The 13426-nt window shown below is 33.2% G+C and carries 11 protein-coding genes; 3 read left to right on the top strand and 8 right to left on the bottom strand.

The features are described 5' to 3' along the window. A partial coding sequence (locus tag DMZ43_RS13245) for a choice-of-anchor L domain-containing protein (RefSeq protein ID WP_238155822.1) occupies positions 1–2501 on the bottom strand: 2501 nt, incomplete at its 3' end. A 405-nt stretch (positions 2502–2906) separates the two neighbouring features. On the opposite strand from DMZ43_RS13245, the gene DMZ43_RS13240 reads away from it, so the two are divergent. From DMZ43_RS13240 to DMZ43_RS13230, 3 genes are all read left to right on the top strand, one after another. Further along, entirely contained in the window at positions 2907–3809 is a 903-nt protein-coding gene (locus tag DMZ43_RS13240; RefSeq protein ID WP_131508837.1) for a NifU family protein, read from the top strand. Positions 3810–3964: 155 nt separating this feature from the next. Then, complete coding sequence (locus tag DMZ43_RS13235; RefSeq protein WP_131508836.1) at positions 3965–4669, top strand: hypothetical protein; 705 nt, start codon at positions 3965–3967, stop codon at positions 4667–4669. Between the two features lie 145 nt (positions 4670–4814). Then, complete coding sequence (locus DMZ43_RS13230; protein ID WP_129760989.1) at positions 4815–5627, top strand: mechanosensitive ion channel family protein; 813 nt, start codon at positions 4815–4817, stop codon at positions 5625–5627. Here DMZ43_RS13230 and tsaB read toward each other — a convergent pair. Genes tsaB through DMZ43_RS13195 form a run of 7 tightly spaced genes read right to left on the bottom strand, consistent with a single transcriptional unit; the run spans position 5624 to position 13364 of the window. Next, a complete protein-coding gene (gene tsaB, locus DMZ43_RS13225) occupies positions 5624–6295 on the bottom strand; it encodes a tRNA (adenosine(37)-N6)-threonylcarbamoyltransferase complex dimerization subunit type 1 TsaB (RefSeq protein WP_131508835.1) in 672 nt (223 codons plus the stop codon). The genes DMZ43_RS13230 and tsaB overlap by 4 nt on opposite strands. A gap of 4 nt (positions 6296–6299) precedes the next feature. Further along, complete coding sequence (locus DMZ43_RS13220) at positions 6300–7592, bottom strand: efflux RND transporter periplasmic adaptor subunit (protein WP_129760987.1); 1293 nt, start codon at positions 7590–7592, stop codon at positions 6300–6302. Positions 7593–7601: 9 nt separating this feature from the next. Next, the gene (locus DMZ43_RS13215; protein ID WP_131508834.1) at positions 7602–8930 is read right to left on the bottom strand and encodes a TolC family protein; all 1329 of its coding nucleotides are present in this window, start codon (positions 8928–8930) and stop codon (positions 7602–7604) included. 49 nt (positions 8931–8979) lie between these two features. Further along, complete coding sequence (locus DMZ43_RS13210) at positions 8980–10143, bottom strand: efflux RND transporter periplasmic adaptor subunit (RefSeq protein WP_131508833.1); 1164 nt, start codon at positions 10141–10143, stop codon at positions 8980–8982. 21 nt (positions 10144–10164) lie between these two features. After that, complete coding sequence (locus DMZ43_RS13205) at positions 10165–11424, bottom strand: ABC transporter permease (RefSeq protein ID WP_131508832.1); 1260 nt, start codon at positions 11422–11424, stop codon at positions 10165–10167. A gap of 1 nt (position 11425) precedes the next feature. After that, entirely contained in the window at positions 11426–12670 is a 1245-nt protein-coding gene (locus DMZ43_RS13200) for an ABC transporter permease (RefSeq protein WP_131508831.1), read from the bottom strand. Continuing rightward, a complete protein-coding gene (locus DMZ43_RS13195; protein WP_129760982.1) occupies positions 12663–13364 on the bottom strand; it encodes an ABC transporter ATP-binding protein in 702 nt (233 codons plus the stop codon). The genes DMZ43_RS13200 and DMZ43_RS13195 overlap by 8 nt, the downstream gene beginning before the upstream one ends. Positions 13365–13426 lie beyond the last annotated feature (62 nt).

Below are 13426 nucleotides of genomic sequence, written 5' to 3'. Positions count from 1 at the left end.
ATCGTCTGTGGGTTACCTGTATTGGTATAGGTTGCTGGGTTTGCTATAGCATTCATAGGTGCTTCTGCATCTGCTTGGGTCTCGTAATAGGTTACTGTATAAACCAATGGGTCTTGACCACCTAATATAGTAGCGTCTTGTGTGGTTAAATCAAACTGAGCTACGCCATCATTGGAAGCGTCATCGCAAACTACCATATCTGATGGCTCTGTTGCTATGGCTCTATAGTTAACTACTAAATTGAACACCGGAAGTGGTGAGGCTATGTAGCAATTAGAATCTCCTGCACTCTCTACTCGTACATAGATAGGTTGTGGGTTAACGGTATTGGTGTAAGGACTCACTAGTGCATTAGCCCCTGAATCGGCATCAGCAAAACTTGTGTAATACGTCACTACAAAATCTGTAGAAGGTTGTGCGCCTAAAATACCTAAATCTTGAACCGTTAAATCAAAATCCTCAAATCCATCATTGCTGTCGTCATCGCAGACTTCTAGGTCTGGAACACTGTTAAAAGAAGGGCTTCCTACAAAAAGTGTAAACTGAGATGTAGCATAACAAGCTTCACTGTATATATCTTGAATTCTTACATAAACTATTTGCCCATCAGCACTAGTATAGTTAGTTGGATCTGCTATTGGGTTTGTATTATTTTCAGCATCTGCTAAAGTTTCAAAATATACTACATCAAACACAGTATCATCTTGACTACCTATAACTACGGATGTATTTTGAGTTAAATCAAAATTTGCTGTTGAATTAGGGGTACAAATACTTAAATTTTGAACGTCTTCAACAACAGGAGAAGGATAAAACTCTATTATAATAGAGTCTGTAGCTTGACATGATGCAGAGAATACAATCTCAACAGTATATTCTCCATTTTCAGTTACATCTAGCGTTGAAGATGTTTCGCCTGGTATAACATCACCATTTAAATACCAAGTATGCGTAGCTGCTGGTGCTGCAGTATCTAATGTTATTACACCTCCTTCACAAGTAGTATTAGCAGCTTGTACTGTGATATCATCTCCTAAATCACCTCCTAAATTAAAACTACCCGCTTCTAAAAACACTCCAGAATCTAGAGCAGAATCGGAAGCATCAGCTATTACTAATTTTATATGATAAGTTTCTCCTGGTGTTACTGGAGATTGTGCTGTAAACACTTCTGTTCTTCCATCAAAAGAAATTGGTGGTTGGTTATTTCCTGTGTAGCCACCAAAGTATTGCTCGTTAACAGCACCACATCCTGGATTTGCTGGGTGAATATTTGTAACCAGAATAGGTGTTGTTGTTCCAGGTAAAACAGCCAAATTAGTTGTTGTTCCTCCAGAATCGGTTAGGAGGAATGCAAATGCATCAGAATAAGTACACTCAAAGGTTCCTCCTGTACTTCCATTATATTCTTCTGAAGCCATTAAAAAGTTAAAGCTTATACTATCTGCTAAAGGCACAAAGTCAAATTCTATTATTGAAGCATTATTAGTTGTAGCTACTCCAACTGCCGCATTTAAATCTGGGTCACCAGGCCATGCCGAAGAACCGTCGCTCATTGCATTATTATTAGGACCTCTTGCTTTACTCGCGTCACCAGATGTCATTAACAAACCATCTTGAAAAGGAAAACTAATTCCATCTCCATAGAAGTAACCTATACCATTATCTTGCGAAAAATTAGTTCCTGTTGAGTAGGTTATATTTGAAACCTCAGCGCAAGGACTATCAATTAACACGTCTAAAACCAATTCTTCAACTGTATATGTTGTTTGGTCGACAACTACATTTGGTCCAAGTACAAAAACTGTTATGGTTGTTGTTTCTGTACAGCCTTGTGGGTTAGTATCAGTTACTATAAGTGTAACTGTATATGTTCCTGCTGTAGTAAAGGTATTAGAAGCGGATTGACCAATAGCAGTATTTCCATCGCCAAAATTCCATGTGTAGGTTGCTCCTGTTCCATCTACAGAAAAACCTGCACTTCCTTCAAAATCTACAGTCTCTCCTGGAAGAATACTCACGACTCCAGCACTTGCTTCAGGAGTTGTACTATCAATAGAAGGAGTTATAGTTTGACAAGGTTCAGCACAAAATATTTCAGCAACCCAACCTGTTGTGGTTCCTGAATCGTTAGAAATAAACTCAAATGTTAAACATCCACTCGTATTAGTATCTGATGCTTCTACAAACCCTGGATTAACAACTCCAGAGTATGAACCTATAACAGGCGATGAAGTATCAGGTCCATCATAGATTGTTAAAATATCAGTATTTAATTGTGTACTAAATTCAGTAAAGTTCACTATGGTGAAATCCGTAGTGTTTTCTGGACAGATTGTTGTAACATAGCTCTCATTACTTGAGTAAGATCCAGCTGCTCCACCTGAATCGTAGAACATATCAGGTTGACACCTATTAAATGTCCCATCTTGCATGAGAACATCTTGTGAAAAAACATTTAGAGATATTAAAAAAACTACTAATAAGTAAACTTGCTTCATAATTACCTACTTTTTACTAATTGATATTATTTTATAAAGTATTTAACTTTTAAAATATAACAGTTTAATACATCAAAATACTACCTTACAAAAACAGGTCTTTGATATACCAACATGTTCCTCAACCAGTTATGTTAACACCTTATTCTTAAACAGCGTTGTTAAAAACAAAATTAATGTTAACAACATTCAAGTAGGTATTACAATAAAAGCGGAAATTTAATAAATTTTAACTAATTACATCTTTTAAATTGTAATAAAAATACCAGTTTTAACAGTTATAAGTATTAAAAAATTGATTTTCTGATTATGATTACTTTTTGAGTTAAAAATGACTTAAAAAGAAATTTAGAAAACCTCTCTTCAATACTGCTTTTGTATCTTTGTATCTAAAATAGATTTACAGTGAAAAATATTTCAATAAAAATTACAACAACCAACAATCCCTCTATTGTTAAGTTTGAAGCAAATACTTTTTTGACTCAACATAAAAGTTATGAGTTTAATAACATTGATGATGCTAAACCATCGCCTTTGGCTCAACAGTTATTTTATTTACCTTTTGTAAAGAAAGTTTACATCTCTGGTAATTTTATAGCGGTTGAAAAATATAATATTGTTGAATGGGAAGATGTACAAAACGAGGTTGCTAAACAAATTGAAAACTATTTAAATAGCGATGGAGTGTTAATAGAAGAAACAGCTACTCCTAAAAAAGTTCCTGTAACTGTATATGCTGAAAGCACACCTAACCCATCAGCAATGAAGTTTGTTGCTAATAAAAAACTGGTTACAACAAACTACGAATTCTCTTCAATAGACGATGCTAAATTATCGCCATTAGCTTTAGAGTTATTTCATTTTCCTTTTGTGAAAAATGTTTTTTTTGATGAAAACTATGTTTCAATTACTAAGTATGACATGGCAGAATGGAATGACATCACTATGGAATTACGTGAGTTTATTAGAAAGTACATTGAAGATGGTAAAGAAGTAATGAATGCTAATGCACAAGCAACATTACAAAAAACTACTGAGCAATTAGATGAAGCTTTTGAATTGCTTGATGACACTTCAAAAGAAATCATCAATATACTTGAAGAGTATGTTAAACCTGCCGTTGCTAGTGATGGCGGAAATATACATTTTGACTCCTATAACAAGGATACAAAAACCGTAAAAGTGATACTTCAAGGTGCTTGCAGTGGATGCCCTTCATCAACATTTACTTTAAAGAATGGTATTGAAAACATGCTAAAAGAAATGTTGAACGGTAAAGTCTCTACAGTTGAAGCTATAAATGGTTAAACTTACTCCTAAAAAGTATTGTTTTGAATTTATAAAACTTCATAATTTTCAAAAATTAGATTTATCTTAAAAAAGAGTTAATTTATCTCAATCTTAACATTTTCAGCTTTTATTATTAAACATATTTTCTTTTTTTTACGACAAAATCACAAATCATGAAGAAAAACCAAGTAATTGTTGCCCTTGCACTAATTTTAACCTCAAATCTAAGTATTGCACAAGAAGTGCTTAGTCGCTCATTATCACCTTCTGCTAATGGTAGTAGTGGTCTTATCACAACAACACCTGTTGTCCTAAACGACGATGTTGAAGGTACACCATACATAACAAGTGATTTTCTACCAGCAAGAATATCTGCCTCTGATGACAATATTTTTTACGTAAGGTATAATGCAATTAAGGATGAAATTGAAGTAAAAGGAGATAACAATCAAGCTTTTGCTTTAAATAAATATAGAAAAGATATTATTATCAAGTTAGTTTCTAACAGTAAAACTTACAGATTATTCGACTATGTTGACGATAACGAATTACCTAATTTAGGGTATTTTGTTGATTTAATCCCAGAATCCAACATCAAACTTCTTAAGAAAGAAAGAGTAATCTTTATTGAAGAAAAAGTAGCATTAACTAGCTACCATACTGCAAGACCTGCTCAATTTAAAAGAGTAAGTGATGATTACTACATTAAAATTTCTGAAGAACAAGGTGCTGTATTAATGCCTAAAAGAAAAAAAGACATCGCTAAGTTAATTCCTGAGCATTCAAAAGATATTTTAAGCTATATTAAAACTAACAAGATTAAAACTTCAAGAGAAGAAGATTTAATTAAACTGGTTAACTACATGAGTACTTTATAATTTTCTCATGAATATAAAATTTAAAAAAGCACTTACAATAAGTGCTTTTTTTATACCTTCAAATTAAATAATCGTTAATAAAAGAATTTGATTTTCACTTCAAAATCATTATAATTAATTTAATAGAAATTTAAAAACACACAATATGGATATTGAAAAATGGACAAACACAGCTGTTGAATTTGCAACAGAATATGGACTAAAGGTAATTGGAGCAATTGTCTTTTGGATTGTAGGTTCGTGGATTATTAAAAAAATAATGAACACAACCAGAAAATTAATGACAAAAAGCAACTATGATGAAAGCCTTCAAAAGTTCTTATTAAACCTATTAAGTTGGGGATTAAAAATTTTATTAGTCATTACACTTTTAGGCGTTTTAGGAGTACCAACCACATCATTTGCAGCAGTATTAGCAGCAGCAGGTTTAGCAGTAGGTATGGCACTTCAAGGATCCTTAGGTAATTTTGCAGGTGGTGTTTTAATCATGATTTTTAAACCTATAAAAATCGGCGATTTAATTGAAGCTCAAGGTGAAATAGGTGTGGTAAAACAAATTGAAATATTTACCACTAAATTAACTGGCTTGTCTAATAAAGAAATTATAATTCCTAATGGAGCTTTGTCTAACGGAAACATTGTTAACTATTCTACTGAAGGAACTAGACGTGTAGATTTAGTTTTTGGTGTAGGTTATGACTCTGATATAAAACAAACTAAAGAAGTATTAATGAATGTGCTTACCTCACATCCAAAAGTACTTAAAGATCCTGCTCCTGCTGTAACTGTTTTAGAGTTAGCAGATAGCTCAATAAACTTTGCTACAAGACCATGGTGTAAAACTGAACACTATTGGGATGTTTACTTTGATGTGACCGAACAAGTAAAAGAAGCGCTTGATGCTGCTGGTATTGAAATACCTTACCCACACCAAGTTGAAATACATAAAGAAAGTTAAGCTTTAGGCTTTAACGCAATAAAATCTTTTAAATAATAAGGTTCAAAATAAGCGACATCTTCGATGTCGTTTTTTTTGTACTTATCATAAGCCAACATACTCATTTCGTTTGCTGAAGGTAATCTATCTTCAATAAAAACTGCATTTTCATGCTGTATTATAGTTTGGGCTTTTTCAACGCCATTACCAACAAAATACACTTTACCTTTTGCGAGATAGTCTTCAAAAGAGTTTTCATCTAGTATTTGCGCTTCAATAGCTCTTATTTCGTTATATGAACTGTCAAACACAGCTGAATAGACTTCCATTCGTCTAGCATCTAACATAGGCACAATAACACCATCAGTAGCTTTTACTTGATGCGCTAAAGCTTTTAATGTTGATACAGAGATTAACGGTTTCTCCAAAGAAAAACAAAGTCCTTTTGCTGCTGAAACACCTATTCTTAAACCTGTGTAAGATCCTGGACCTTTACTTACTGCAACTGCGTCAATTTGAGACAAACTAACGCTTGCGCTATTAAGGACATCGTCAATAAACACATGCAAAGACTCAGCATGTGAATAATTCTTGTCATTAAGTTCCTTTAAAACCAAAGTCTCTCCTTGTTTTGAAAGAGAGACTGAACAGTTTGTTGTTGTGGTTTCTATGTTTAGTATAACTGCCAAATATTTAGTCTTGTGAGTTATCTGTATCTTTTGTGTCTTGCTTAACTTCTATTTTATCTCCAGAATTAAGCGTTTTTGAAACTACGTTGTATGGTCCAGTAATGATTTCATCATCTTCTTTAAGACCTGAAATAATTTCAATGTTTGAATTGTCTTGTATTCCTGTTTTTACAACTCGCAATTTAGCTTCTCCGTTATTAGTTACAAAAACACACTCAAACTTTTCTTCAGTTTCACCTTCAACTTTATTAATCGTTTTTTCGTAAGACTTTTTAGTAGAACTAGTATCTGTCTTAACAACTATTGCACTAATTGGTACAGCAACTGTTTTTTCTCTTTTGTTTGTAATAATATCTACAGTAGCTGTCATACCAGGTCTGAAAGGCGAGTAATGCTCTGGCTTCCCTTCAATTAAATCTTTATAAGATTCTTCGAGAATTCTAACCTTTACTCTAAAGTTTGTAACCTGATCTGCTGTTAATGTTCCTGCTGCTGAGTTTGCTATTTCAGTAACCACACCTTTAAATTCCTTTTTCAAATAAGCATCAACCTCAACAATTGTAGAGTCACCTATTTGAACCTTAACAATATCATTTTCGTTTACATCTACTTCAACTTCCATATTGCTTAAGTTAGCAACACGCATAATCTCGGTACCAGCCATTTGTTGAGTACCTACTACTCTTTCGCCTAATTCTACATTAAGCATAGAAATAGTTCCTCTCATTGGTGCATAAATAGTAGTTCTGGTAAGGTTATCTTTTGCTTCATTTACTGTAGCTGCAGCACTTTGCACACTGTAATAAGCTGAACTCTTATTTGCTTGAGCAGTTTCGTAAGTTGCAATAGCTTTGTCCCAATCTGCTTTAGAGATTACACCTTTTTCAAAAAGCACTTTGTTTCGGTCATAATCAGCTTTTGCTTGTTTTAAATTTGCTTCAGCTTGCTCTAAACCTGCTCTTACATTTTGGTAAGAGGCTTGAGACCTGTTTACTGCAGATTGAATTAAATCTGGATTTATTCTTACTAATAAATCTCCTTTATTTACCTCTTGTCCTTCTTTAAATGGTAGTTCTAAAATTTCACCAGATACTTCAGAAGATATTTTTACTTCTACTTCTGGTTGAATTTTACCTGTAGCTGAAACAGTTTCAATAATATCAACTAAGGCTACTTTTTTAGTTTCTACTTCTTTAAAGTTTCCTTTTTTGCCAAATAAACCTGCTTTTGACCCAATAATTAAAAGGATTATTAATGCAATAGCTGATAGTACTAAAATTTTGGCTGTCTTACTCATGGTAAATTATTAGTTTATGTCTGTAATAGGAATTCCAAAGTAGAATTCTAATACTTTTAATTTGAATATATAGTCGTATTTTGTTCTAATCACATCACTTTGCGCTGCTTCAAATCTGTTTTGAGATTGATTATAATCAAAGGCATTTAACAATCCAACATTATAACGCTCTCTAGAATAATTAAAAGCTTCTTCTCTTGCTTCAAGTGTTTTTTGCGCAGCTTCATAGGCTTTTAACGCACCTTTAGTGTCGTTATAGGCTTGGTAAACTGCTGTTTCCATATCTAAATTGGCTTGTTCTAACTGAACTTTTGCGCGCTCCAAATTTACTTTATTTCTTTTAACATTGTTGCTTGCAGCAAATCCATTAAAAATAGGAATACTTAAACTTAAACTAAAATTGTGACTTTTGTTATCTGTTAACTGAGTTTCAAAATCAGGAGTATCAAATAGCTGTGATGTAAAATAATTTGAACCAAAATTATACGATCCTCTTAACGTTGGTTGTAAAGCACCTTTAGCTATTTTTAAATTATCGTTTGCTATTTCTTGGTTTGTCTCAGCAATTTTAATATCGTATCTAGTTTCTTTTGCCTTACTTACTATAGCATCAGGTGACTGTTCTAATATCATAGTTGTAGGTACTTGATAATCTATATCTACAATATCAAAAGTTTCATACTCTTGTATTAATAATAATTGTGCTAACTGAATTCTAGACAATAAAACTGTGTTTTCGGCATTTACAATTTGTTGTTCTTGAGTAGCAATTGTTGCTTGTATTTCTAACAAATCGCCTCTTGGTAACACTCCTGCATCGACAAGCTCATTAGTTCTTTCTAATTCTTGTTGCGATACAACTTGTTGTGCTTGTAAAACTTTTAATTGCTCTTTATTAAATAAGATTTGTAAAAACGAATTAGCCACAAGTAGCGAGATATCATCTTTAATTTTATCTAATTGATATCTAGAGGCTAAAATTTCTAAGTTAGAACGATGTAATTGATTAATATTACGTAATCCATCATAAATGTTTAAACTAGAACTAATACCTCCTGAAAGGTTTTTAGTAGTTGAGTTAACAGCATCAAACGTAACAGGATCTTGCCCTAAACCAATACTCCACGAGTGTGTAACCGAAGCATTTAAAGTTGGCAAAAAGTTACCTATTGCATCTTTTTTATTGATTTCTGATTGTTCTAAGTCTAGTTCACTTTGTTTTACAGTAATGTTGTTTTGTAATGCGTGATCTACACATTCTTCAAGCGTCCACTTTTTAGTTTGCGCTTGGAATGAAAACGTCAATAATACCGTAAATACAAAAATTGCTTTTTTCATAATTAAAATATATGTCTATAGATATGTTAAAGTGTTACAAAAAATTGAATTAATTATTTTGAGCATAGCTTGGAACGCCTTGAATTTGGTTCCAAACCTTGATTTTATCATCTTTTGTAACTCCTTTTTTAATTTCAACGTGAATACCATCGCTAATTCCTAGCTCTACATCTTTGCGTTCAAACTGTTGGTCACCAGTTTCAATCTCAACGAATGGTTGTTTAGTTTCAGAATCGTATTGCACCAAAGCTTCTTTAACCGCTAAAACTTTTTCAGCTTTTTCTAAAATAATAGATGCATTAGCACTTAAACCTGCTCTAATAAAAGTAGAATCGACAGTTTTTAACGAGCCTTTTATTTCAAACTGAATAGCGCCATTTTCTTCAACTCCTTTTGGAGCAATGTAATCTAAAACAGCATCAAATTTTTTATTTTCAATAGCTCCAACAGTAATTTCAAGTGGTAACCCTTCTTTAATTTTTCCTACTTCACTTTCGTCTACTTTTCCTTCAAAAATCATTTTTTTAACATCAGCTAATGATGCAATTGAAGTTCCTTCGTTAAAGTTATTAGCTTCAATTACTTGGTTTCCTTCTTTTACAGGAACATCTAACACCATTCCTGAAACTGTTGCTCTTACTTGAGTTTGTGCAATATTACCCAAACCACTAGTAGTTCCTGTTTTGATAATATCATAGTTTTGTCTAGCAGAATTCACATTAATTCTTGCTTGCTCAACACTTTGCTTCGTTTGTAGATACGTGTTTTTTACAGCTTCAAAATCATTTGCTGAAATAACTCCTTTTTCAAACAACGCTTTTTGACGGTCGTAATTAGCTTGTTGCGTCTCTAGGTTTATTTGTGCAGTTTGAAGTGCAGTTTGGTTTGTAGCAATACTGTTTTTTGCACTTGTTAAAGAAGACACGTTTGGTATTACTCTAATTTGAGCAATTAAATCACCTGACTTTACATACTCACCAGCTTCAATAAAAACTTCTTCTATAACTCCAGAAATATTAGGTTTAATCAACACCTCTTCTTTAGGCACAATGCTTCCTGTTGCAACGGTTTTTACAACAATAGTCTCTTCAGATGGAAGTTCAGTAGTATACGTTATTGGGTTTTCACTGTTTTTTTGCCACAAATAATATAATGCTGCAGCAAATACAAGTACAATAGCTACTAATGCGATTACGGTTTTGGTTCTTTTCATGATTATGGTTGATATTTATTTTTATTCTATTCTTAAAGCGTCTACAGGTTTCATCTTTGTGGCGCTATTTGCTGGTATTAAACCTGCTAAAAGTCCTGAAACCACTAATATTATTAAAGCTGTAAAAACAACTGTCATACTAACACTAGGGTTGGCAAAATTGTCTACAGGTCCACTCATATCCAAAAGGTAATTTAACACCCAAATAATAAGTGCTGAAAATGAAATACCAACCATACCTGAAAGGATAGTTAATATTAAACTTTCTTGTAAGATTTGTCCTTTTATAGTCCATGGAGAAGCACCTAATGCTCTACGCACACCAATTTCTTTTGTACGTTCTTTAACTACAATAAGCATAATGTTACTAATACCAATAATACCTGACATTAGTACTAATGCGCCAACAAAGTAACCAACAATAGTTAAAATTGTAAACAGTCCATTAATGCGCTCAAATTGTTCTGATAAGTCCCAATGTCCTATTGCCCTATCATCATCTGGTGCTACTGTATGTCTCGATTTCATTAAATCAAAAACTTGTTGTTTTATTGAAGTAATAGGAACTCCATCAACAGCTGTAATAGCCATCCAACCTACTCTATCTCCTCTATTGAATGCTTGACCAAACGTTGTAAATGGAATATAAATGGTATTGGCATCTTGCTCATTGTCGCCTTGGCTGTTACTCATTTTAAAAGTACCAACCACCATAAAGTTTACACCATTAATTTTCACATAACTTCCTAATACCTCCTCATCTTTATCATAAAGACTTTTTATAACATCTGTACCAATAACACAAACTTTACGTTTAGAATTGATATCAGAATAACTTACAAAACGTCCTTGGAGAATATCCATAGGTTGTTGCTTTATATACTCAGGGTAATCACCATAAATTTCAAAAGCACCAGTTTTAGTACCTCGTATCACATTATTTGAGCCTTGAAATCCTCCTAACTGGTTTCTTGGAGATACATATTTTAAGTTTGGAATTTCAGATTTTAATGCTGCAACATCATCTAATTTATAATTGAAATAACGTCCTTTTGGAAGTCCTTTATAAGGTTTAGATGTTCCTTGTGTCCACATAAACATGGAATTGGTAGCGAAGTTACCAAAATCGGCAGTTACACCGTTTTTAAGTCCGTTGGTTAAAGCTAGAAGTAGTACTAAAATTGTTATACCCCAAAACACACCAAAAGCGGTTAAAAACGTTCTGAATTTATTAGCAGTAAGCGCTTGTAATATTTCGTCCCAACGGTCTCTATTAAACATACTATTCGTCTCTTAATGCAATGATTGGTTTTATTTTTGCAGCTCTGTAAGCTGGAATAAATCCTGCTACAGCACCAGCAAACACTAGCAAGAACACAGTTGTTAATGCTATATTGAAATCGACTTGAGGATACTTAATAAAATCGCTTTGAACTTGTGGACCAACCAATTCTAACAAGCCTAGACCAAAGATTAGTCCAAATAAACCTGCAAACATGGTTACAAATACAGCTTCCTGAAGAATCATCCCTACAATAGACATTGGTAAAGCTCCTAAGGCTTTTCGTATTCCAATTTCTTTTGTACGCTCTTTTACTATAATTAACATGATGTTACCTACTCCAACAATCCCTGCAATGATAGTTCCAATACCAACAAACCAAAACACTGCTTTAATGGTGTCAATTAAGGAATAAATCTTTTTAGCTTCTTCTAGAGTGTTATACACTCTTACTGCACTTGTATCATCAGGAGCAACTGTGTGGATTTGCTTTATTTGGTCTTCAATGCCTTTTGAAATGCTTTGAGAAAGCGCTACAGCTTCATCAAAATTATCAGACATTTTAACTGTAAACAGCATGTTTCTAATATTGTCTCCTGCATTGAATACTTTTTGTGCAGTTGAAATAGGAATGTAAGCTTGGTTTTCTTCGCGTTCTCCTCCTGGATCATAGAACACACCTATAACCTTAAAGTTCATTCCAAAAACAGAAATGTTTTTATCAATTGGGTCTTCGTCTTTGAATAAGTCGGTTTTTAACTTGTTTCCAATTACTGCTACTTTTTTATTTTCGTTGTAGTCTGATTGATTTACAAATCGTCCCACTGAAATATCAGCATTTTCAATAAATTGGTGATCTGGCATTACACCTCGAATACGATAATTACCTGACTCTCCTTTATATGAAATGGTTCCTCCCCAAATAGAGTACAATGAGGTTTCATATTCAATATAATCTTCATACTTCTGAGAAATCATATCGAAGTTATCGTTTTTAAGCTGTACGTATCTTCCTGGGTTAAGCCCTTTATACTCTTTAATAGTTCTACCTGTCCATACTGTAATCATGTTTGTAGCATCTTGCTGAAACTGAGAAGTCACTCCATTTTCAATACCCTTACTAAAGCCCAAAAGAATGACTAAAATAAAAATACCAGAAGCCACAGAAAGACCAGTTAAGAAGGTACGAAGTTTGTTTTTTCTTAATGTCTCAAAAATTTCCTGCCAACGTTCAATATCAAACATATTGGGATGCTCTTACTTGTTCAACAGTACTATCATCAATAATCACACCATCTTTGAGGTTTACAATACGCTTAGTCATATTAGCAATATCGTTCTCATGGGTTACAACCAATATGGTTTTTCCTTCGTCGTTAATACCTTGTATTAACTCCATAACTTCATATGATGTTTTAGTATCTAATGCTCCTGTAGGCTCATCGGCTAAAAGTACTTTTGGGTCACTTGCAAGAGCTCTTGCTATTGCTACACGTTGTTTTTGACCTCCAGAAAGTTCGCTAGGTAAATGATGCGACCATTGTGCTAGTCCTACCTTTTCTAGATAATGCTCTGCTTTTTCAATACGCTCTTTTCGTTTTATGTTTTGATAATACAATGGCAATGCTACATTGTCTAAAGCGCTCTTGTAGTTTATTAAGTTGAATGATTGAAATATGAATCCTAAAAATTCATTACGGTATTTTGCGGCAACTTTTTCGTTTAGGTTTTTAATTGGAAAGCCATCAAGAATATATTGTCCTGTATCTGCCTCGTCCAACATTCCTAAAATATTAAGTAAGGTTGATTTACCTGATCCTGACGATCCCATAATGGAAACCAATTCGCCTTCTTTTACTTCAAAATTTATGCCTTTTAAAACGTGAAGAGAATTACTCCCCATGTGATAAGATTTATGTAAATCTTTTATCTGTATCATTTATAGATGGTTAATTCTATACAATGTTACACAAAACTAAAATTGTTTTATACTAACAAATT

Origin of the sequence: Meridianimaribacter sp. CL38, from assembly GCF_004328055.1 — a bacterium.
In the GTDB taxonomy this organism is placed as follows: Bacteria; Bacteroidota; Bacteroidia; order Flavobacteriales; family Flavobacteriaceae; genus Gaetbulibacter_B; species Gaetbulibacter_B jejuensis.
The sequence above is the reverse complement of the archived record's forward strand: the minus strand, read 5'-3'. Positions and strand labels throughout refer to the sequence as shown.

What these genes read in the sequence shown, in the direction of transcription:
- DMZ43_RS13235 (WP_131508836.1), top strand. Translation starts at nt 3,965, where the DNA reads ATGAAGAAAAACCAAGTAATTGTTGCCCTTGCACTAATTTTAACCTCA.
- DMZ43_RS13220 (WP_129760987.1), bottom strand. Translation starts at nt 7,592, where the DNA reads ATGAGTAAGACAGCCAAAATTTTAGTACTATCAGCTATTGCATTAATA.
- DMZ43_RS13210 (WP_131508833.1), bottom strand. Translation starts at nt 10,143, where the DNA reads ATGAAAAGAACCAAAACCGTAATCGCATTAGTAGCTATTGTACTTGTA.
- DMZ43_RS13215 (WP_131508834.1), bottom strand. Translation starts at nt 8,930, where the DNA reads ATGAAAAAAGCAATTTTTGTATTTACGGTATTATTGACGTTTTCATTC.
- DMZ43_RS13200 (WP_131508831.1), bottom strand. Translation starts at nt 12,670, where the DNA reads ATGTTTGATATTGAACGTTGGCAGGAAATTTTTGAGACATTAAGAAAA.
- DMZ43_RS13195 (WP_129760982.1), bottom strand. Translation starts at nt 13,364, where the DNA reads ATGATACAGATAAAAGATTTACATAAATCTTATCACATGGGGAGTAAT.
- DMZ43_RS13205 (WP_131508832.1), bottom strand. Translation starts at nt 11,424, where the DNA reads ATGTTTAATAGAGACCGTTGGGACGAAATATTACAAGCGCTTACTGCT.
- DMZ43_RS13230 (WP_129760989.1), top strand. Translation starts at nt 4,815, where the DNA reads ATGGATATTGAAAAATGGACAAACACAGCTGTTGAATTTGCAACAGAA.